Origin of the sequence: Nonomuraea sp. NPDC052116, assembly GCF_040680035.1 — a bacterium.
Lineage (GTDB): Bacteria > Actinomycetota > Actinomycetes > Streptosporangiales > Streptosporangiaceae > Nonomuraea > Nonomuraea angiospora_A.
This window is the reverse complement of sequence record NZ_JBFAWA010000004.1, coordinates 120,374-141,657: the sequence shown is the minus strand read 5'-3', so window position 1 is coordinate 141,657 and position 21,284 is coordinate 120,374. Positions and strand designations below refer to the sequence as shown.

The following is a 21,284-nucleotide window of genomic DNA, read 5'->3' as shown; positions in this document are numbered from 1 at the left end:
TATAGAGCGGCCACAAATGCGTCAGGAGGACAACGCCTGGTAGGCGGCCAGCAGGAAACCCATGCCGCGCTCGTCGCCCTGGCTGAGCATCCGGTTCATCACGTACGCCACCGTCATGCGGGCGTCGAGGTCGATCACGACCAGCGAGCCGCCCATCCCGCCCCAGAAGCAGGTACGCGGCTCCAGCAGCCCGTAGCCCATGCCGTACCACATCCGCGTGCCCAGGACCCGGTCGAAGCCCCGGAACTGCTCCTCGACGGCCCGCGCGCAGCCCTCCTCCGACAGCAGCCGCACGCCGCGCAGCGTCCCGCCGCAGGCCAGGACCGACTGTACGAGGCCGACCGAGCGGGCGTTGCCGTGCCCGTTGCCGGCCGGGATCTCGGCGCGCCGCCAGGGGGTGGTGTTGGCCTCCTCGGGCCGCAGCGCGGGATTGGCGGGCAGGTCGGGCGGGGCTTCCATGGGCGTCGGGGGCGGGATGACGGGGGCGACCCGGGGGTCGTGCTCGGCGGCGAGGCCGATGTGGAAGTCCGCCCCCAGCGGCCCGGCCACCTCCTCGGCGAAGAAGGCGCCCAGGCTGCGCCCGGTGACGCGGCGGACGACCTCCCCGACCAGGAAGCCCTGGGTGATCGCGTGGTATCCGGCCTCGGCGCCCGGCTCCCAGCGCGGCGCCTGCCCGGCCAGCCGCGTCGTGGCCAGCCGCCAGTCGTAGAGGTCCTCGACCGTCATCGGCTCGTCCCAGCTGGGCAGGCCGGCGGTGTGGGAGAGCAGGTGGCGTACGAGCACGCGCTCCTTGCCCGCGGCGGCGAACTCCGGCCAGTAGGCGGCGACCGGCGCGGCCAGGTCGAGCTCGCCGCGGTCGGCGAGGATCAGCGCGCACAGCGCCGTCATCGGCTTGGTGGTGGACCAGACGTTGGTGATGGTGTCGCGCTCCCAGGGGACGGTGCGGGCCGCGTCGGCGTACCCGCCCCAGATGTCCACCACCGGCTCGCCGTCCACGTGGACGGCCACCGAGGCTCCGACGTCGTCCTTGTCCAGGGAGGCGGCCAGCAGGTCGCGCACCTCGCCGAAGCGGTCCTCGCACACACCATGGATCTCGGCCATGGACGGAACGTAGCCCGGCTCCCCGCGGGCGGGCCACGGATTATTTGGCATACTCCTGCTCATGGTCGTGCTCGAGACGGAACGACTTGTCATGAGGCCGCTGACGGGCGATGACTTCGACGACTACGCCAGGATGCTCGCCGATCCCGAGGTCGCGGACGGGCTGGCGGAGAGCGTGGGGACCTCCCGGGCCGACGCCTGGCGGAGCCTCGCCACGTTCATCGGGCACAGGGAGATCCGCGGCTACTCGCATTGGGCGCTGGTCGAGAAGGCCACGGGCCGGTTCGCCGGGCGGGCGGGGCCCTGGCGGCCCTACGGCTTCCCGGGGCTGGGAGTCGGCTGGTGCCTGGCCCGCGACCACTGGGGCAAGGGCTATGCCACCGAGGCGGCACGGGCGGCCCTCGACTACTGCTTCGGCACGCTCGGCGCGACGGAAGTGATCTCTCTCATCCTGCCCGGCAACGCGCGGTCCGTCTCCGTCGCCGAACGCATCGGCCACTCCCACCTGCGCGATACCGAGTACCGAGGACAGCAGGTCCACGTCTACGGCCAGCGTCGGTAGGCTGCGCCGCATGGAGGTCGGCGAGCTGCTGGGGTCCGGGCGCACCGCGGACGTGTACGCGATCGACGACGAGCGGGTCCTGCGCCGCTACCGGATCCCGATCGACGCGCGGCGGGAGGCGGCGGTCATCGCGCACGTGGCCGGCCACGGATATCCGGTGCCCGAGCTCTACCCCGACGCCGGGGCGTCCGCCGATCCCGGTGACCGGGTGCTGCATCTGGACCTGCACCCCGACAACGTCATGCTCACCGCCCGGGGTCCGGTCGTGATCGACTGGTGCAACAGCCAGGACGGGCCGCCCGGGTTCGACTGCGCGATGTCCGCGGTGATCTTCGCGCAGGCGGCCGTGGACGAAGTCGAGGTCGCCGAGGTGGCGCGGCGGGGTCTCGTCGCGCTGGTCGCCGGGCTGGGCTCCGCGATGGACTTCGGCGAAGGGCTCGACCGGGCCGGGGCGCGGCGGGCCGCCGACAGGGCGCTCACCGAGCGGGAGGCCGGGCTGGTGGACGCGGCGGTGGAGCTGATCCGCGGCCTGCGGTGAGGCGCCACTACTCCGTCCAGGCGGCCGTGGTTTCGAGGCGTTCGTGCCAGAGCTTCTCGCCCGCCCCGCCGGGCTCCCAGCGGGCGCAGAAGTCGATCAGGTCGCGGCAGCGCGCCGCCATGGCCTCCCGGCGCTCCTCCCACGAGGGGACGGGCCCGTCGTAGGCGGCGAAGAAACGCGAGAGCAGCGGAACGTGCTCCGGGTGGTGGCTGCGGATGATCCACTCGCACCACGCGAGGTCCTCGACCGGACGCCCGGGGTGGGCCCACTCCCAGTCGAGGATCGCGGTCGTCCGGAACGTGGCCGGGTCGAACAGCATGTTCTGCGGGCCGAAGTCGCCGTGCACGATGCCCAGCCGGTGGATGCCGGACAGGACCCGGCCGCACTCGGCGAGCACCTCGGCGCCGTGCCCCTCGTCGATGAGGTCCTGGCCGTGGGCGCCGGAGACGAAGCGGGTGGTCAGGCTGGTCGAGGTGACCTGGTGAACGCGGGGGACCGGGAGCCGGCCGCGCAGCCGGCGCAGGTATCTGCTCTCCGTGACCAGCCGGAACGCCGCCTCCGGGCCCTGGTAACACTTCACGACCAGGGCGCCGTCGCCGACTGTGCTGTTGGTGTACCCGTGCTTCACAAGGGTCGATTCTGGCCTACTCCCACCCCTGCCAGACGCCCCGGCACGCTATCGCGTGCGACTCCGATACACGATGTAAGGACGGAACAAATAGCCCAACGGGGCGGAAAGAGCATGCACCAGGCGGCTGAACGGGAAAAGTACGAACAGTGCCATCCCGATGAGCGTGTGCACCTTGTAAAGGACGTCGGCCTGACGCATCGCGGCGGCGTCCGGCTGGAGGATGAAGATGCCGCGGAACCAGGGCGCGACCGTGGTCCGGTAGCTGACGTCGCTCGGCACGTACCCCGCGACCGTCGTCACCACGCCCGCCACGATCGAGGCGGCCAGCACCGCGTACATCGCCTTGTCGTTGGCCGTGGTCGCCATGAACACCGGGCCGGTGGCGCGGCGGCGGTAGATCAGCAGGGCCAGCCCCACCAGCGTGACCAGGCCCGCGAGCCCGCCCCAGACCAGGGCGTTCAGGTGGTAGGCGGCGTTGGAGACGCCGATGGCGTCGGTCCAGCTCGCCGGGATGAGCAGGCCGGTCACGTGGCCGACGATCACGAAGACCAGGCCGTAGTGGAACAGCGGGCTGGCCACGCGCAGCAGCGGGCTCTCGTAGAGCTGGGACGAGCGGGTCGTCCAGCCGAACTTGTCGTACCGGTGGCGCCAGATCAGCCCGCCCACGAAGACCACCAGGGTCAGGTACGGCAGGACCACCCAGAGCGTGCTCTCCGCCCAGCTCACAGGTAACCTCCCACGGTCTCGGCCGGCGGCCCGGCCTGGGCCAGGCGCGTGGCCTGGAGCCGCTCGGCGGCGGTGATCGGCGGCAGGGCCGCGCACACCGCGCCGATCACGCATGCGTACGGAGAGTCGCAGTCGGTCAGGGCCGTGAGCAGCAGCTCCAGCCCCGGCCTGTGCTCCCTGAGCAGCTCGGCGCCCGAAGGATCGAGCGCGGCGAACTCCAGCAGCACCGGCAGGAAGTCGGGCAGTTCGTCGTCCATCAGCTCCCACCCGGCCGCCCGGTAGCGCTGTTTCAGCGCGGCCAGCGACCGGCCGCGGCGGCGGGTGTCGCCGTCGGCGTAGTAGGTGAGATAGAGGCAGCAGCGCCGGTGCAGGTCGAACGTCTCCACGTAGTGCGCGGCCAGCTCGCCGGGCCCGAGGTCGGAGACGCGCGACAGGAACGGCCCGAAGTGCGGCTCGGCGGCCTCCTTGATGAGCGGGAGCCGGTGCCAGAACCGCTCGTCGGGATAGGCGAGGAGGTGGGCGGCGGCCTGCCAGACGACGGCCCCCACGACGGCGCTGCTCATGGTCTTCTCCTCTTGGTCGGGAACAGACCGGCGGGGGTGCCGCGGCCGTCCCAGTTGAGCAGGTTCACCCGGTCGTGGGTGACCTCGTCGCTGGTCTGGCGTTGCTTCAGGCCGTGGAAGGTCTCCACCGATACCGGGACGGGCCGGCCCGACGCCTCGCCGAACGGGCCCTGCATCCCAGGCCCGCCGTCGTAGTCGAGGCTGCAGCCGCCCTCCTCCACGATCCCGGGCGGGATGTTCCCGTAGGCGGTCGGGATCACGTACCGCTCGTCGTACTTGGCCAGCGCCAGCAGCCGGTACATGTCGCGTATCTGCTCCTCCGACAGGCCCGCGTCCGCCAGGACGGGCGGCTGCCCCAGGTTGACCGAGCGCATGTACGAGCGCATCGCCGCCAGCCGGCGCAGCGCGGCGGTCACGGGCGTCGGGTCGCCGGCGGAGAACAGTTCGGCCAGGTAGCCGACGGGGATGCGGAGCGACTCGATGGCGGCGAACAGGTTGACCGCGTCCTCGCCGTCGTGGCCGCCTTCGGCGAGCGCGTCCACGACGGGGGAGAGCGGCGGGACGTACCAGACCATCGGCAGGGTCCGGTACTCCGGGTGCAACGGCAGCGCTATCCGATATTTCTTGATCAAGTCGTACACGGGGGATCGCCGCGCGGCCTCCACCCAGTCGGCGGGCAGGTCCGCGGCGTCCACCGCCGGGTCGTACGGGTCGACGAACAGGTCCAGCTGGGCCTTGTACAGGTCGCGCTCATTGGCCACCGAGGCGGCCGCCGCCACGCGTTCGGCGTCGTACAGCAGGACCCCGAGGTAGCGCAGGCGCCCGACGCAGGTCTCCGAGCAGACCGTCGGCAGCCCGACCTCCACGCGCGGGTAGCAGAACGTGCACTTCTCCGCTTTGCCGGTCTTGTGGTTGAAGTACATCTTCTTGTACGGGCAGCCCGTCACGCACATGCGCCAGCCCCGGCACTTGTCCTGGTCCACGAGCACGATGCCGTCCTCGGCCCGCTTGTACAGGGCGCCCGACGGGCACGAGGCCACGCACGACGGGTTGAGGCAGTGCTCGCAGATGCGCGGCAGGTAGAACATGAACGCCTGCTCGAAGGAGAGCTTGACCTGGTCCGACACCTTGGCGAGCACGGGGTCGGGCGAGGGGTCGCCGCCGAGGTCGTCGTCCCAGTTGGCGCTCCACTCGATCTTGGTGGGCCGGTTGCTGATGAGCGACCTGGGCGGCGCGACGGGGACGTCCTCGGAGAGGGGCGCCCTGATGAGGTTCTCGTAGTCGTACGTCCAGGGCTCGTAGTAGTCCCGGAGCGCCGGCATGAGGGGGTTGGCGAAGATGGTGAGCAGCTTGCGGAGGCGGCCGCCCGCCCTGAGCTTGAGCCTGCCCCTCCTGTCGAGCGTCCAGCCGCCGCGCCATTGTTCCTGGTCCTCGTAGCGCCTCGGGTAGCCCTGGCCGGGGCGGGTCTCGACGTTGTTGAACCAGACGTACTCGACGCCCGCCCGGTTGGTCCAGGTCTGCTTGCAGGTGACCGAGCAGGTGTGGCAGCCGATGCACTTGTCCAGGTTCATTACCATGGCGATCTGGGCCATGATCGTGGCCATCAGAAGCGCACCTCCTGTGATCTGCGGCGGATGGTGGTGATCTCGTCGCGCTGGTTGCCGGTGGGGCCGAAGTAGTTGAAGCCGTACGAGAGCTGGGCGTAGCCGCCGATCATGTGGGTGGGCTTGATGAGCACCCTCGTCAGCGCGTTGTGGATGCCGCCCCTGCGGCCGGTCGCCTCCGACTTGGGCACGTCGATCAGGCGCTCCTGCGCGTGGTACATGTACACCGTGCCCTTCGGCATGCGGTGCGAGACGATCGCCCTGGCCACGACCACGCCGTTGCGGTTGACCGCCTCGATCCAGTCGTTGTCCGCGATCCCGAGCCCGGCGGCGTCCTCGACCGACATCCAGATCGTCGGGCCGCCCCTCGACAGCGAGAGCATGAGCAGGTTGTCCTGGAACTCGGAGTGGATCGACCACTTGCTGTGCGGGGTCAGGTAGCGCAGCGTGCCCGCCTCGCCGAACAGCGCGGCCAGGTCCAGCGGCGGGCGGTAGATCGGCAGCGACTCGCCGTACTCGTGCATCCAGTCGTGGTCGAGGAAGAAGTGCATGCGGCCGGTGAGCGTGTGCCAGGGCTTGCCGTTCTCGACGTTGATCGTGAAGGGGGAGTAGCGGCGCTCGTGCGACTCCTTGCCCGACCACTCGGGGCTGGCGGTGACCTGCACCGGCCTGGCCTGGGTGTCGGAGAAGACGATCCGGTGCCACACGTTGACCAGGTCCTCGAAGTCGGTGCCCGTACGTTCGGCGAGCTGCCGGAAGCCCTGCGCGGCCAGCCTGCCGTTGCTGACGCCCGACAGCGCCAGGATCGCCTCGCACGCCTTGGCGTCGGTGTCGAGCTCCGGCCGGCCCTTGGCCGCGCCGCGCGGCACCAGGCCGCACGCCTGGCCCAGCCAGGCCACCTCCTCGTCGGGCATGAACGTCACGCCCTTGACCGGGATCCCCAGCTTCTCCGTGAGGGGGCCGAGCGCCGCCAGCTTCTCGGCGATGGCGCCGTAGTCGCGCTCCACCACCTTGAGCTCGGGCCCGCCGCCCATCGCGAGCTCGCCCGGGGTGTCGTGCTGGTACGCCGTCGCGACCACGTCCCTGCGGATGCCGAGGTGCTTCTCGCCGAGCTTGCTGAAGGTGCGAGCGATGGCATGAAAAGCCGAAAAATCGGTCTTTGTCTCCCAGGGTGGGCTGATGGCCGGGTTGAACGCGTGCACGAACGGGTGCATGTCCGTGGACGACAGGTCGTGCTTCTCGTACCAGGTGGCGGCCGGGAGCACGATGTCGGAGAAGATCGTCGAGGACGTCATCCTGAAGTCGAGCGTGACCAGGAGGTCCAGCTTGCCGCTCGGGGCCCGGTTGTCGGGATCCTCCAGGTTCGAGATGGCGCCGAGGAGGTGGTGCTGGAAGTACTCGCTGCCCTTGGCGGAGGAGCCGAGGAGGTTCGAGCGCCAGAGCGTGAGGATGCGGGGCCAGTTGCGCGGGTCGTCCGGGCGTTCGGCGGCGTAGCCGAGCCGGCCCGAGCGGAGCTCCTCGCGCGTGTACGCGATGGGGTCGTCGGCGTCGCCCAGCTCCAGGGGGTTGCGGTCGAACGTCGGGGCCATCGGCATCCAGCCGTTCCTGACGGCCTCCGCCACCAGGTCCGCGGTGCGCTTGCCGCGGAACTTGCCGGGGCCGAGGGGCGAGGCCAGGTCGCCCGCGTCGAAGTGGTCGTAGCGCCACTGGTCGGTGTGCAGGTACCAGTACGGCGTGCCCGGGACCTGCCGCGGCGGCCGCGCCCAGTCGAGGGCGCCGGCCAGCAGCGCCCAGCCGCCCAGCGGCCGGCACTTCTCCTGGCCCACGTAGTGCGCCCAGCCGCCGCCGTTGCGGCCCTGGCAGCCGGTCAGCAGGAGGAGCGACAGGAACGCCCGGTAGATCGTGTCGCCGTGGAACCACTGCGTGGTGCCCGCCCCGAGGATGATCATGCATCTGCCCCGGGTCGACTCGGCCGTCCTCGCGAACTCTCTGGCGATCTTCACCGCCCTCCCGGCGGGCACGCCCGTGATCTCCTCCTGCCAGGCCGGCGTGTACGGCTCCCCGGCGTCCTCGTAGCCCGCCGGCCAGACGCCGGGGAGCCCGTCGCGCGCCACCCCGTACTGGGCCAGCAGCAGGTCGAACACCGTGGTCACCAGGTGCTCCCCGACCCTGGTCACCGGGACGCCCCTGCGTACCGAACCGCCGCCGTCGAAGCGGGGCAGCAGGACCTCGGCCGGCTCGCCCCCGTACAGGGTGAGCTTGGGGTCGGTGCCGAGGTCGAGGTTCCAGCGGCCCTTGCCGGACTCGGTCCAGCGGAAGCCGGCCGAGCCGTTCGGCACGACGGGCTCGCCGGTCTCCGACATGAGCACGGTCTTCCACTCGGCCGCCTCCTCCTGGGAGCCCAGGTCCCTGGCGGTGAGGAACCTGCCGGGCACGTACGCGCCCGCGCGCTCCTCGAGCCGGACGAGGAACGGCAGGTCGGTGAAGCGCTTGACGTAGTCGGTGAAGTACGGCGTCGCGCGCTCGACGAAGAACTCCTTCAGCAGCACGTGCCCCATGGCCATGGCCAGCGCGCCGTCCGTGCCGGGCCGCACGCTGACGAACTCGTCGGCGAACTTGGCGGCGTCGCTGTAGTCGGGGGAGACCACGACGACCTTCTGGCCCCGGTAGCGGGCCTCGGCCATCCAGTGCGCGTCGGGGGTGCGGGTGACGGGGACGTTCGCGCCCCACATGATCAGGTACGCGGCGTCCCACCAGTCAGCCGACTCCGGCACGTCGGTCTGGTCGCCGAACACCTGGGGGGAGGCCACGGGCAGGTCGGCGTACCAGTCGTAGAAGGAGAGCATGGCGCCGCCGATCAGCGACAGGAACCGCGAGCCGACCGCCTGGGAGACCATCGACATGGCGGGGATGGGGGAGAAGCCGGCGATCCGGTCGGGGCCGTACCGCTGGATGGTGTAGACGTGGGCGGCGGCGATCATCTCGGTGGCGAGGTCCCAGGTGACGCGGACGAGGCCGCCGGTGCCTCGGGCGGACTGGTAGCGACGCCTTTTCAACGGGTTTTTCACGACATATGCCCATGCGTCCACGGGGTCGCCGTTCAAGCGTTTCTTCGCTTCCAGGTACATCTCGACGAGGACGCGCCGCGCGTACGGGTAGCGGACCCGGGTCGGCGAGTAGGTGTACCAGGAGAAGGCGGCGCCGCGCGGGCAGCCGCGCGGCTCGTACTCGGGGCGGTCGGGGCCCACACTCGGATAGTCGGTCTCCTGCGCCTCCCAGGTGATGATGCCGTCCTTGACGAACACCTTCCACGAGCACGAGCCCGTGCAGTTCACGCCGTGCGTGGAGCGGACCACCTTGTCGTGACTCCACCGGTCACGGTAGTAGATGTCTCCCTCGACGCCGCCTTTCAGGTAGAGGGTGTGCAGATCGGCGCTGGTAACCGACCTGCGCAGATAGCGACCGGTCTTCAGCAGGAGCTCCTCCGCACTCATACCCCCACTTCATCACACATAGTGACTCTCTGTTACACAGGGTGTATGTCTGAGCTTCGTAAAGGTCAGGTGTCGAACCTGGCCCTGGCCACTGCGGCGTTCGCGGTGACGTTCTGGGCGTGGAACCTCATCGGGCCCCTGTCCGGGAGCTACAGCAGGCAGTTGGGGCTGTCGCCGACCCAGACCTCGCTGCTGGTGGCGATCCCGGTGGTGGTCGGGGCGCTGGGGCGGATCCCGGTGGGGGTGCTCACCGACCGGCTCGGCGGGCGGCGGATGTTCGCGGTCATCTGCTTCGTGTCGATCGTGCCGGTGCTGTTCGTCGGGTGGTCTGGCTCGTATGGGTGGCTGCTGTTCTGGGGGTTCCTGCTGGGGATTCCGGGGACGTCGTTCGCGGTCGGCATCCCGTTCGTGAACGCCTGGTACGAGCCCGCGCGCCGGGGGTTCGCGACCGGGGTCTTCGGGGCGGGCATGGGTGGCACGGCGCTGTCGTCGTTCTGCACGCCGCGACTGGTGGAGGAGTTCGGGCGGGCGGGGGCTCATGTGCTGATGGCGGCGGTGCTGGCGCTGATGGGGGTGATCATGCTGGGCGGCAGCCGGGACTCGCCCGCGTGGTCGTCGGCAAGGTCCTCCGCGGGGTCGGCCGCGGGGGCGCCGGTCGGATCGGACGTGGGGGCGTCGGCGTTGGCTGGGATGCGGGAGGCGGTGCGGATCAAGGCGACCTGGCAGTGCGCATTCCTCTATGCGGTGACTTTTGGCGGCTTCGTAGCCTTTTCCACCTATCTCCCGACATTGCTGCAGAACGTGTACCGCTTCGCTCAGACCGACGCCGGGCTGCGTACGGCCGGGTTCTCGATCGCGGCCGTGCTGTCGAGACCGCTGGGCGGGGCGCTCTCAGACCGGATCGGGCCGGTCAGGGTGCTGTTCGTCGCGCTCGGCGGGACCGTGGTGATGGCGCTGGTGCTGGCCCTGCGGCCGCCGCCCGAGGTGCCCGCCGGGGTGAGTTTCGTGCTCATGGCGTTCTTCCTGGGCCTCGGGACCGGCGGCGTGTTCGCGCTGGTGGCCAGGCTGGTCGAGGCGTCCAGGGTGGGGACGGTGACCGGGCTCGTCGGGGCCGCCGGAGGGCTGGGCGGGTACTTCCCGCCGCTGGTGATGGGGGTCGTCTTCACCGCGACGGGGGCGTACACGGTGGGGTATTTGCTGCTGGCGGTGACTGCGCTGGCGGCGCTCACGTACACGTACCGGGCATTCCGGACGCTCTAGTGGCGGGTTTTCGTACGTTCCAGCTGCTCGAAAACCGTTTGCCGAGCCGGGGTGCGCCTTGTCAACCTTGTCAGGCCATGCGATCCCTTCCTGAAGCCGATCCCGGCGTGCCCGACATTCGCAGCCCGTTCCGCTACCTGTGGTGGAACGCGCGGCGGCAGTCGGCACACCTTCTCGTGGGCATCGGCTTCGCCACCCTGTGGTGGCTGGTGCAGGCGCTGATGCCGGCGGCGCTCGGGAAGGGCATCGACGCCGTCACCGCCAAGGACACCGGAGGGCTGCTGCTCTGGGCGTCGATCCTGTTCGGCCTGGGGCTGATGCAGGCGTTCACCGGGATCATGCGGCACCGGATGGCCGTCTACAACTGGCTGGCCGCCGCGTACCGCACCGTGCAGCTGACCGCCGGGCAGTCCGCCCGGCTGGGCGCCACGCTGCCGAAGCGGCTCTCGACCGGTGAGGTCGTCAGCGTCGGCAACTCCGACATCGCCCACATCGGCAACTCCATCGACATCCTGCTGCGCGGCACCGGCTCCATCGTGGCCATCGTCACCGTCACGGTGATCCTCATCTCGACCTCGCTGCCGCTCGGGCTGCTGGTCCTGTTCGGCGTGCCGCTCATGACCGCGGCCGTGGGGCCGCTGCTCAGGCCCCTGCACAGGCGCCAGGCCAGGCAGCGCGAGCTGTCCGGCGACCTGTCCACCAGGGCCGCCGACATCGTGGCGGGCCTGCGGGTGCTGCGCGGGATCGGCGGGGAGCAGGTGTTCGCCGACCGCTACCGGGCCGAGTCGCAGCGGGTCCGGCGGGCCGGGGTGAGCGTGGCCGGGATCGAGTCCGTGCTCGAAGGCGCCCAGATCGTGCTGCCCGGCCTGCTCATCGCGGCCGTCACCGGCGTCGGCGCCTCGTTCGCCGTCGCCGGGGAGATCCCCACCGGGCAGCTCGTCGCGTTCTATCTCTACGCGGTCTTCCTGATCGGCCCCATGCGGACGCTCACCGAGGCCGCCGACAAGCTCACCAAGGGCCACGTGGCGGCCGGACGGGTGATCCGGATCCTGGCCATCCAGCCCGAGGTCACCGGCGGCACCGGCACCAGCGCGGGCGGCGTGCTGCGCGACTCGTACAGCGGCGTGACCCTTCAGCCCGGCTGCCTCACGGCGGTCGCGGCGGACACCCCCGATGACGCCATCGCCATCGCCGACCGGCTCGGCCGCTATGCCGACGGCGACGTCACGTTCGGCCCGGTCGACCTGTCCACGCTGCCCATCGACGAGGTCCGCGCCCGCATCCTGGTCGCCGACAACGGCGCCCGGCTGTTCACCGGCCGCCTGCGTGACGAGCTCGACGTGCGCGGCGAGGCCTCCGACGCGCAACTGCGCGAGGCCCTGCACGCGGCCTGCGCCGAGGACATCGTGGAGGCGCTGCCCGACGGGCTGTCCGCCACGGTGGCCGAGGCGGGGCGGGAGTTCTCGGGCGGGCAGCAGCAGCGGCTGCGCCTGGCCCGGGCGCTGCTGGCCGACCCGGAGGTGCTCATCCTGGTCGAACCCACCAGCGCCGTCGACGCCCACAGCGAGGCCCGCATCGCCGAACGCCTCGCCAAGGCCCGGGTCGGCAAGACCACGCTGATCTGCACGACCAGCCCGCTGGTGCTCGACCGTACCGACCACGTCGTCTATGTGCGGGACGGGCGGGTGCTCGCCGAGGGCACGCACCGGCAACTGCTGGACAGCTCGCCACATTACGCCGCCACAGTGACCCGTGGAGAGGACTGACCTCATGCCCCTGACCCACGGGAAGCGCTGCCCCCTGCCCGCCCTCGGCTCTCGACTCCGGGACGGATGGGACCACCGGCGGGCACGGTGCACATTCGGAACGCTCGCTCGCTCGTTCGTTCGGAAGGGGTGAAGCAGGATGGCCCGCGAGATCTTGCCGGTCGCCGATCGAAAACAGGTGCGCGCCTACGCCAGGCGGCTCACCCTCCGCTACCCGCGACAGCTCACGATCGCGCTGACCCTGCACGGCCTGGCGGCCGTCGCGGGGCTGGCGGTGCCGTGGCAGCTCGGCGGGCTGGTGGAGGACGTCCAGTACGGCGTCGAGGTCAACGTCGCCGTCGTGGCCGCCGCCATCGGGGGCTTCCTGCTGCTGCAGGGTGCGCTCATGCGGTTCGCGGTGCTGGCCTCCGCCAAGCTCGGCGAGAAGGTGCTGGCGGAGCTGCGCGAGGAGTTCGTGGACCGGGTGCTCGGGCTGCCGCTGTCCACCGTCGAGCGGGCCGGGTCCGGCGACCTGATCACCCGCACCTCACGTGACGTGGACGCGCTGTCCCGCACCGTACGGAACGCCGTCCCGGAGACGCTGATCGCCCTGGTCACCTTCCTGATCACGATCGGTGCGCTGCTGCTGGTCAGCCCCCTGCTCATGCTGCCGATGCTGATCGCCGGGCCGGTGATCTGGGTCTCCACGCGCTGGTACCTGAAGCGGGCACGAGACGGCTATCTCCGCGAGAACGCCGCCTATGCCGACATGACGGAAGGGCTGGCCGAAACCGTCGAGGGCGCCCGTGCCGTGGAGGCGCTCGGCCTACAGGCGCGCCGCCGATCGCGTACCGATGACGACATCAGCCGCTCCTTCGCCGCTGAGCGCTACACGCTCGGGCTCCGCACGGTGTGGTTCCCCGCCGTCGAGCTCGGCTACGTGATCCCCGTCGTGACCACGCTGCTGGTCGGGGGCCTGTTCTACACCAATGGCTGGGTGGCGCTCTCCCAGGTGGCCACCGCCACGCTCTACGCGCAGCAGCTGATCGACCCGCTGGACAGGTTCCTGATGTGGATCGACGAGCTGCAGGTGGGCGGGGCGTCCATGGCCCGGCTCCTGGGCGTGGCCAACGTCCCCGACGACCGTGCGGCCGGCTCCTCGCGTCCCTCGGGCGAGCTGCTGGAGGCGTCCGACGTCCGATACGCGTACCGGGAGGGCCGGGACGTGCTGCACGGCGTCTCCCTGACCGTCCGGCCCGGCGAACGACTCGCCATGGTGGGCCCTTCGGGGGCCGGAAAGTCCACACTGGGCCGGCTGCTGGCGGGCATCCACGGACCGCGTACCGGCTCGGTGTCGGTGGGCGGGGTCCCGCTCGTGGACCTGCCGCTGGACGAACTGCGAGGGCACGTGGCGCTGGTGACGCAGGAGCACCACGTGTTCAAGGGCTCGCTGCGCGACAACCTGCTGATCGCCCGCCCGGACGCCTCCGACGCGGCCGTACGCCAGGCGCTCGAAGCCGTGGACGCCCTGGGCTGGATCCTCGCCCTGCCTGCGGGCCTGGAGACGGAGGTGGGCTCCGGCGGCCTGGCGGTGTCACCCGCCCAGGCGCAGCAACTCGCCCTGGCCCGCCTGGTGCTCGCCGACCCGCACACCCTGGTCCTGGACGAGGCCACCTCCCTCATCGACCCCAGAGCGGCCCGCCACCTCGAACGCTCGCTGGCCGCCGTCCTCGACGGCCGCACCGTGATCGCGATCGCCCACCGCCTCTACACGGCCCACGACGCCGACCGGGTGGCGGTCGTGGAGGACGGCCGGATCAGCGAGCTGGGCTCCCACGATGACCTGGTGGCGGAGGGCGGCTCCTACGCCGCCCTCTGGACCAGCTGGCACGGCACCCCAACCACCACCTCCTCCTAAACCACCCACCCAACCGAAAACCCGGGTGCGCTGGGCGTCGAGCGGGGTGGCGGCCTCCGCGCTGCACTCGGGCGTCGGGCAGTGGAAACGCGCCGCGCCTGGACATCGGGCGCCGCTGCGCTGGGTGTCGAGTGGTGTGGCGGCCTCCGCGCTGCACTCGGGCGTCGGGCAGCAGGGGTTACGCGCCGCGCCAGGACGTCCGAGGAGCGCCGCGCTGGGTATCGGATGGCGCCGCTGCGTTGGACGTCGGGTGGTGTTGTCGGCCTTCGCGCTGACACTCGGACGTCGGGCAGTGGGGAAACGCGCCGCGCCGGGACATCCGGCGCCGGGAAATGGGGGCTACGTGTCGCGCGGGGACATCGGGCGGTGAGGTGGTCTATGCGCTGCACCGGGGGCATCAGACGGCGGCGCGGGTGTTAGGCAAATGGGGGTCATGCTACGGGCACCCAGGTCGGGCCGTCGTCGTCGGTGGTGTGGTCGACGCGGCCGAACACCACGTCGGCGAAGTGCACGCCGAAGCCGATCGTGTCCGGACGCTGCAGCTCGTTGACCAGCCGGTGCCGGTGCACCGTCGACTCCACCGAGTCCAGGTCCGAACCGGCGAACCAGTCGGGATGCCGGATCTGGGCTGAGGAGTGGAGAGCGTCGCCGAACGCGATCAACCGCTGACCGCCGGACGTGATCGTGTACGTGGCGTGCCCGAACGTATGCCCGGGAGCCAGCGCCACCCGCACCCCCGGGAAAACCTCCTCGTCGTCCCGCACGGTATGGACCCGGGGTGCCAGCGCGGCGAGCATCTCGTCGGTCGTCCCCTGCTCGAGGCTCAGCTGCCGCTGCTCCCATTCGGGCTCAGAGATCAGGTAGTCGGCCTCGGTGAACGCGGGACGGTTGCTGGCGGGTGCGGGGTGCCAGGCCCAGCCGAGGTGGTCGAGGTGCAGGTGGGTGAAGGCCACCGCCTCGATCTCGTTGGGCCGCCGACCCAACTTGGCAAGGTTGTCGAGCAACTCGCCACCACGGATGGAGCCGATCTTCGGATTCTCCGGATCGTCGGGTACGGATACCGGCCCAACGCCGGCATCGATCAACAAGGCCCTCTCGCCGTACTCCACCAACAGCGCACCGATGCTGCCCACGAGGTTCCCCGTGTGGTCGAGGAAGGCGGCGTTGTCCTTCCAATCCTGCTCTGTCGTTTCGAGCAACCACCCGTACGGCTTGAGCTGCACCGCGCCGTCAGGCACATAGCTGATCTTGAGCTCGCCGAGTTGCAGGGAACGGGCAGAGGACGGCCGACGCAGACGCTCTTCGTAGCTGTTCATGGCAGAGAAACTTACAACTAGAACTATTAAAGCTGCAAATATGCATACTTGAGCTATCCTGACGGTGTGAAGTCGCCCGAGTCCGCCACAACTGCCAGCCTTGCCACCACCAGCGGTGACGCCGCCAGCCCTGCCACCACGAGTGGTGATACCGCCAGCGATGACGCCACCAGGCTTGCCATCACGAGCGGGGACGCCGCCAGCGGCGACGCCACCAGGCTTGCCACCGCCAGCGGAGATGCCACGAGCGATGACGCCACCAGTGTGAATGTCGCGCGTGTGGATGCCGCCAGTGGCAACGCTGCCGGCAGTGCGGAGCGTGCCCTTGCCGAGCGGAACCTGTGCGGCCTCGTCGGTGCGTTGGCCAAGCAGATCGAGGGCCATATCAGGGAGCGGGCCGCCGCGCTGGACCTGACGGCGGCCCAGGCGGTGGCGCTGCGCGAACTCACCGGCCCGATGACCATGCGCGACCTGGCCGATCGGATGAGTTGCGAGCCGTCGAACGCCACCTTCGTCGTCGATCGGCTGGAGGAGCAGGGCATCGTCGAACGGCGCCCTCATCCCGGTGACCGCCGGGCCAAGCAGCTCGTGCTGACCTCCGAAGGCGTCGCGCTCCGCGAGCGACTGATCGACCTGCTCACCGAGGCCTCACCCTTGGCCCGGCTCACTTCGGAAGAGCAGGCCGCCCTCAACGACCTCCTCACGCGGGTGGTGCGATAAGCGGGTGGTGCGATAACCGGAGCAGCTTGCCCTCCGGTTGACGTCCGCCTCGACGCGTCACACACCCGCGTCGTCCCAACCACCGCGCAGGCGGCCCAGCTGGCAGGTCGCCTGTCCGAGTTGTCCTAACCGCTGAGCGTGCGGCCCAGCCGGCGTCCCCTGCCCGAATTATCCCAACCGCCACGGGGGCGGCCCAGTCGGCGTCCCCTGCCCGGACTGTCCCAACTGCCACGGGGGCGGCCGAACCGGCGTGCCACTTGCCCGAGTTGTCCTAACCGTCACGGGGGCGGCCCAGCCGGTGGGCCCTGCCCGAGTCATCCCAACCGCCACGAGGGCGTCCGATTTGTGGGGTCAGGGGTGTGGGGTCAGCATTCTGTTTTGGTGGGGGGCATGGTGCGGTCGGTGAAGTAGCGGTTGATGTGGTCGCGGGCGCAGGGGTTGGCGCCGTAGAGCGTGTGGCCGGGGCCGTTGTGGCGGATGGTGGCGCTGCCGGGCACCTGGGAGAGGACGCGGGTCACCGCGTCGGACTCGCCCCAGGCGCCTGCTCCCAGCATGGGTGGGAGGCCCTTGGGGAGAGGGGTGGGCGGGTTGGTGACCGGCTGGGGCCAGCCGATGCAGCCCAGGGTCGCTGAGGCGAGGGTGTTGGCCGTGCCGGTGTTGGGGGCCACGCGTTGCAGGCGCTTGATGGCGGCGGTCATCTCCTTGCGGTTGGCGAAGCGGGGCCAGTCGGCGCATTCGGTGACGCCGGTGGCCTGGTCGGGGTAGCGGGCGCCGCGTTGCGGGACGAAGTCGGAGGCGTCGCCATCGGCGGCCTTGCGGATCGCCTGGGCGAGCTTGGGCCAGGCGGCGGTGCCCTGGCGGGCCAGGCCCAGGGCGAAGCTCTGGAGGTCGCGGGTCTTGTAGGCGACGTTGGCGGTCTTCGTGGGGATGGGGGTGTGGTCGGCTCGGGCGATCAGTGTGCGCCAGAGGGCGGGGACGTCCGCGCAGTCGTTGGAGGCGCACCAGGTGAAGAAGCGTCGCAGGAACTGCTCGTTGGACTTGGCCATCTCCTCCAGCTCGCGCTCCCAGTCGGCGGCGCTGTGGCTCCACGTGCCGTCGAGGACCATCGTGCGGATCCGGTCCGGGAAGAGGCGGGCGTAGTCCTGGCCGTAGAAGCCCGCGTAGGAGGCGCCGTAGTAGTTGAGCTTGTCGTCGCAGAGGGCCTTTCTGATGGCCTCCATGTCTCTGGCCTGGTCTGCCGAGCTCATGTTGGCGAACAGCTCGGGATCCTTGAGCCGGCAGGCCTCGGCGTAGCCGCGGTTGGTGTCGGACAGGCGGCCGAAGTCGGCGTCGTCGCGGGGTGCGTCGGGGATGGGGACGCGGGTCCAGGCGCACTGCAGGCCCGTGCTGAGGCCCCCGAACTGCTCGCCGTAGCCGCGGGTGTCCCACGTGACGATGTCCATGCGTTCGCGGAGCTTGGTCCACCAGTCGGAGGCGGACTGCGTGATGCCGATGCCGGGGCCGCCGGGGCCGCCGTAGGCGATCAGGACCGAGCCTTCGGACTTGCCGGTGGCCTTCAGCCGGCCCAGCTTGAGGGTGATCTTGCGGCCGTCCGGCTTCTGCCAGTCGGCCGGGACCTGGAGGTCGCTGCACTCCATGCCGATCTTGTCATTGGGGCAGGTCTGCCACTGCTGCGGCCCGCCGGCGGTGGCCGCCGCGGACGCCGAGGTGGTCGGCAAGGTCCCCATGCCCAGCAAGGCCAGGGTGATGGTGAGGGGCTTGAGCATGGCGTTCACGATGCCGGAGGGGGAGGTGGAAGCGCGTCGGACCAGGGTTTGGTCTTTTGGGGGTGCGGGTCCTACCAGGGGTTGTCAGACCGCTGCCCGCCCCGACCGGTTGGCGAGGGTCTGTGGGGACACCTCGGCCCAGCGCCCGCCGGGCTCGGCCTGGAGGCGGAGGCGACCAGACGGGCCCTTGCGGGTGGGATGGGTCTTGCGGCGGTGGGGTGGCGTTGTCACGATCGACGGCGTGGGCAAATGGCAGTGGGTCTGGGAAGGCGCGCTCGGGGTCGTCACGGTGCTGGGGCTGGGGATGGTCCTGTTCACCGCTCCCGGCGGGCACCTGCTGAACATCCTCGCGTCCTCCGCGCCGCTCGGCCTGGTCGCCGTGGCGCTCTCCCTGTCGATGCGCGCCGGCACGCCCAACCTGGCCGTGGGCTCGGTCGCCGCGCTGTCCGGAGTGCTCATCGCCTCCGTCGTGGTCGTCCTCGGCATGCCGCTGGTCGTCGGAGTGCTCCTCGTCATCCTGCTCGCCGTGCTCTCGGGGCTGGTCATGGGGGCGTTCACGGTGCTGCTGGAGGCGCCGGCCTGGGCGGTCACGCTCGCCGCCGCCGTGGTCTGCGACGCGTTGTCGCTCGCGTTCACCCAGGCCAGGACGATCCTCCTGCCGGCGGCGCCGTCGCTCTCGCCCGTGGTGGGGTTCGCGGTGTTCGCCGTCGTCTCGGTGGCGGGCGGGCTGCTGTGGGCGCGGCGGGAGTTCCGGCAGTGGCTGACCAAGGGGTGGGTCGGCCCTCTCGTCGGGCTGGCCGGGTCCTGTGTGCTCGCTGCTTTGGGCGGGTTCGTGCTGCTGTTGCGGCTGGGAGCGGCGCAGCCGGGCTCTCAGGGGCTGTTCACCATGGTGTTCGCGCTGGCGGCCGTTCTCCTGGGTGGCACCGGCCTTCCGAGCCTCTCGAGCCCTTTGAACGGCACCGGCGCGGCGAGCGCGGTGGCCGACGGGGGACGTGGGGGCGTCGCCGGCACCCTGCTCGCCGTGCTCATCCTGGCGATCGTGCAGGGTGAGCTCACCCTGCTGGCGGTTCCCACGTACGTCATCATGATCGTCCTGGGTGGCGTCGTGATCGCCGGCCTGGCCGTGTCCCGAGCGCTCGACGCCTTACGTCAGTGAAGCCCACGTCGGCAAAGCCCCACGTCAGCAAAGCCCCACGTAAGTGGAGCTCTGCGTCAGTGAAGCTCTGTGCAGGTGAAGCCCCCGCGTCAGTGGGTCAGCCCAGCGACTTCTTCAGGAAGTCGACCTGGAGCAGCAGCAGGTTCTCCGCCACGACCTCCTGGGGCGTCATGTGCGTCACCCCCGAGAGCGGGAGCACGCTGTGCTGCCGGCCCGCCGCGAGCAGAGCGGACGACAGGCGCAGCGTGTGGGCGGCCACCACGTTGTCGTCGGCCAGGCCGTGGATCAGCAGCAGCGGGCGTTCGAGCTTGGGCGCGTCCGCGAACAGCGAAGAGTTCTCGTACACCTCAGGCTGCTCGTCCGGATGGCCCAGGTATCGCTCGGTGTAGCACGTGTCGTACAGCCGCCAGTCGGTCACCGGCGCCCCCGCCACCGCCGCGTGGAACACGTCCGGTCGCCGCAGCACCGCCAGCGCGGCCAGGAAGCCGCCGAACGACCAGCCGCGAATGGCCACCCTCGTCAGGTCGAGATCGTCGGGATACTGCTCGGCCACCCCCTGCAGGGCGTCGATCTGGTCGTCGAGCGCGGGGGTCGCCAGGTCGTTCAGCACGGACCGCTCGAACTCGGGGCCCCGGCCAGGGGTGCCGCGCCCGTCCGCGACGATGACCGCGAAGCCCTGCTCGGCGAACCACTGGCTCTCCAGGAACGCGCCGCGCCGGTTGAGCACGCGCTGCGCGTGCGGCCCGCCGTACGGGTCCATGAGGACCGGCAGCTTCCCGGAGCCCTGCTCGTGCCACGAGGGCAGCACGACGGCGGTGGCCAGCTCGCGACGGCCGGAACGGCCGAGCGAGACGCGCAGGTCGAGCCCGGGCCGCTCGGCGAAGGACGGGATCGGCACCGCCATGCCGTCGCGCCGCACGACCGTGGTCGAGACGCCCTCGGCGTCGAGGCTCTGCTCGGTCAGGACGCCCACGCCGCCGGACATCCGCCCCGAGAACACCCCAGAACGGGTCGAGACGGGCAGCAGCGAATGGCCGTCCCACGTCCACAGGTGGACCTCGGTCGGATCGCCGCTCGCGCTGAACAGCACGCTGTCGTGATCGACGTCGAGCACCGCCCGCACCTGCAGCGTGGGCGGGGTGACCGCGCGGTCGCCCACGAACAGCCGGTTGCCACCCTCCGAAGCGGCCACCCACACCAGCGACCCGTCGTCGAGGTGCGCGGGCACGCCGGACACGATGTCGACCCAGGCCGGATCGGTGTCCTCGCGCACCAGCGCGGCCGCGCCCGTCGCCGGGTCCACCGTGAACAGCCGCATCGTGCGCTGGTCGCGCGTCAGGGTCACGATCGAGAGCGCGTGGGAGTCCCAGGCCGCCGTCGTGAGGTATTCCTCCTCGTACGGCACCGCGACCCGCGACCCGTCGAGCCCCAGCACGAACAGCTCGGTGACCGCGTTGGGCGTGCCGGCGGCCGGATAGCGCTGGGCCGACGCGGGACGGTCGGGGTTGGCCGGGTCGGCGATGTGCCAGACGTGGACCGGGGCCTCGTCGGAGCGTTCGACCAGCAGCGCGTCGCCCGACGGCGCCCACCAGTAGCCGCGCATCCGGCTCATCTCCTCGGCGGCGATGAACTCGGCCAGCCCGTACGTCACGGTCTCCGACTCCGGCGTGGCCAGCGCGCGGTCCTCGCCGGACGCGAGGTCCTGGACGCGCAGCGCGCCGCCGGTGACGTACGCGACATGTCCCCCGTCCGGGGACAGACGGGGATCGATGACCGCACCCGGCGTGTCCAGCCGGCGCGCCTGACCGGTCGCGAGGTCCACGACGTAGAGAGCGCCGGACAGGGCGAAGGAGGCCCGCGTGACGTCCGTGTCGGTGGCGTACGCGACCACGCCGCCCGCCGCCTCACGGCTGCGCTCGCGCCTGGCCCGCTCCTCCGGCGGCAGGTTCTCCTCGTCGGCGTCGAGCGCGCGCGGGTCGACGACCAGGCGCTCGACGTGGGTGTCGGTGTCGAGCTCCCACAGGCACGTCACCGGATCGGTGCCCGATTTCGTGCGGAGGAAGACCACCCGGCCGCCGTCCGGAGTGATCGTGAAGCTCCTGGGCACTCCGAGGGTGAACCGGCGGGTCCTGGCAGACAGTCGCGGGAAGCTCTCGCTCATGGGCCCAATCCTGCCACCGCCGA

General features: G+C 70.9%; 16 protein-coding genes. 7 read left to right on the top strand and 9 right to left on the bottom strand.

Annotation, left to right across the window (positions count from 1 at the left end; genetic code table 11):
* Positions 1-21 precede the first annotated feature (21 nt).
* Positions 22-1,101: a serine hydrolase domain-containing protein gene (locus tag AB0L65_RS08725; RefSeq protein WP_364242109.1), complete on the bottom strand. Its 1,080-nt coding sequence runs from the start codon at positions 1,099-1,101 to the stop codon at positions 22-24.
* Between the two features lie 61 nt (positions 1,102-1,162).
* On the opposite strand from AB0L65_RS08725, the gene AB0L65_RS08720 reads away from it, so the two are divergent.
* Both AB0L65_RS08720 and AB0L65_RS08715 read left to right on the top strand, forming a co-directional pair.
* Positions 1,163-1,663 carry a GNAT family N-acetyltransferase gene (locus tag AB0L65_RS08720; protein ID WP_192787961.1) on the top strand — a complete coding sequence of 167 codons (501 nt, stop codon included), beginning with the start codon at positions 1,163-1,165 and terminating at the stop codon, positions 1,661-1,663.
* A 10-nt stretch (positions 1,664-1,673) separates the two neighbouring features.
* A complete protein-coding gene (locus AB0L65_RS08715) occupies positions 1,674-2,201 on the top strand; it encodes a phosphotransferase (RefSeq protein ID WP_364242106.1) in 528 nt (175 codons plus the stop codon).
* Between the two features lie 7 nt (positions 2,202-2,208).
* Here AB0L65_RS08715 and AB0L65_RS08710 read toward each other — a convergent pair whose 3' ends face one another.
* The 5 genes from AB0L65_RS08710 to AB0L65_RS08690 are packed head-to-tail and all read right to left on the bottom strand — an operon-like array spanning position 2,209 to position 9,219.
* A complete protein-coding gene (locus AB0L65_RS08710; protein ID WP_364242103.1) occupies positions 2,209-2,829 on the bottom strand; it encodes a phosphotransferase in 621 nt (206 codons plus the stop codon).
* Positions 2,830-2,877: 48 nt separating this feature from the next.
* On the bottom strand, positions 2,878-3,558 hold the full coding sequence (narI, locus tag AB0L65_RS08705; protein ID WP_364242100.1) for a respiratory nitrate reductase subunit gamma: 681 nt from the start codon (positions 3,556-3,558) through the stop codon (positions 2,878-2,880).
* On the bottom strand, positions 3,555-4,121 hold the full coding sequence (gene narJ, locus AB0L65_RS08700) for a nitrate reductase molybdenum cofactor assembly chaperone (protein WP_364242097.1): 567 nt from the start codon (positions 4,119-4,121) through the stop codon (positions 3,555-3,557). The genes narI and narJ overlap by 4 nt, the downstream gene beginning before the upstream one ends.
* The gene (gene narH / locus AB0L65_RS08695; protein ID WP_364242094.1) at positions 4,118-5,725 is read right to left on the bottom strand and encodes a nitrate reductase subunit beta; all 1,608 of its coding nucleotides are present in this window, start codon (positions 5,723-5,725) and stop codon (positions 4,118-4,120) included. The genes narJ and narH overlap by 4 nt, the downstream gene beginning before the upstream one ends.
* Positions 5,725-9,219, bottom strand: a complete 3,495-nt coding sequence (locus AB0L65_RS08690) for a nitrate reductase subunit alpha (RefSeq protein WP_364242091.1) — start codon at positions 9,217-9,219, stop codon at positions 5,725-5,727. Before AB0L65_RS08690 ends, narH begins: the two co-directional genes overlap by 1 nt.
* 45 nt (positions 9,220-9,264) lie before the next feature.
* On the opposite strand from AB0L65_RS08690, the gene AB0L65_RS08685 reads away from it, so the two are divergent.
* The 3 genes from AB0L65_RS08685 to AB0L65_RS08675 all read left to right on the top strand — a co-directional run bounded on the left by AB0L65_RS08685 (position 9,265) and on the right by AB0L65_RS08675 (position 14,142).
* Positions 9,265-10,479 carry an MFS transporter gene (locus AB0L65_RS08685; RefSeq protein ID WP_364242088.1) on the top strand — a complete coding sequence of 405 codons (1,215 nt, stop codon included), beginning with the start codon at positions 9,265-9,267 and terminating at the stop codon, positions 10,477-10,479.
* A 77-nt stretch (positions 10,480-10,556) separates the two neighbouring features.
* A complete protein-coding gene (locus AB0L65_RS08680) occupies positions 10,557-12,245 on the top strand; it encodes an ABC transporter ATP-binding protein (RefSeq protein ID WP_364242086.1) in 1,689 nt (562 codons plus the stop codon).
* A 139-nt stretch (positions 12,246-12,384) separates the two neighbouring features.
* Positions 12,385-14,142 (top strand): ABC transporter ATP-binding protein, encoded by a 1,758-nt coding sequence (locus tag AB0L65_RS08675; protein WP_364242084.1) that lies wholly within the window; start codon positions 12,385-12,387, stop codon positions 14,140-14,142.
* Between the two features lie 431 nt (positions 14,143-14,573).
* On the opposite strand, the gene AB0L65_RS08670 is transcribed toward AB0L65_RS08675, so the two are convergent.
* Positions 14,574-15,458 carry an MBL fold metallo-hydrolase gene (locus AB0L65_RS08670; protein ID WP_364242081.1) on the bottom strand — a complete coding sequence of 295 codons (885 nt, stop codon included), beginning with the start codon at positions 15,456-15,458 and terminating at the stop codon, positions 14,574-14,576.
* A 66-nt stretch (positions 15,459-15,524) separates the two neighbouring features.
* On the opposite strand from AB0L65_RS08670, the gene AB0L65_RS08665 reads away from it, so the two are divergent.
* On the top strand, positions 15,525-16,178 hold the full coding sequence (locus tag AB0L65_RS08665) for a MarR family transcriptional regulator (protein ID WP_364242078.1): 654 nt from the start codon (positions 15,525-15,527) through the stop codon (positions 16,176-16,178).
* Between the two features lie 365 nt (positions 16,179-16,543).
* On the opposite strand, the gene AB0L65_RS08660 is transcribed toward AB0L65_RS08665, so the two are convergent.
* A complete protein-coding gene (locus AB0L65_RS08660; protein WP_364242075.1) occupies positions 16,544-17,944 on the bottom strand; it encodes an alpha/beta fold hydrolase in 1,401 nt (466 codons plus the stop codon).
* Positions 17,945-18,185: 241 nt separating this feature from the next.
* Here AB0L65_RS08660 and AB0L65_RS08655 point away from each other — a divergent pair, with 241 nt between their 5' ends.
* Positions 18,186-19,100 carry a hypothetical protein gene (locus tag AB0L65_RS08655; RefSeq protein WP_364242072.1) on the top strand — a complete coding sequence of 305 codons (915 nt, stop codon included), beginning with the start codon at positions 18,186-18,188 and terminating at the stop codon, positions 19,098-19,100.
* Between the two features lie 97 nt (positions 19,101-19,197).
* Here the strand turns inward: AB0L65_RS08655 and AB0L65_RS08650 are convergent, their stop codons facing one another.
* On the bottom strand, positions 19,198-21,261 hold the full coding sequence (locus AB0L65_RS08650) for a prolyl oligopeptidase family serine peptidase (protein WP_364242070.1): 2,064 nt from the start codon (positions 21,259-21,261) through the stop codon (positions 19,198-19,200).
* Between the last annotated feature and the right edge of the window lie 23 nt (positions 21,262-21,284).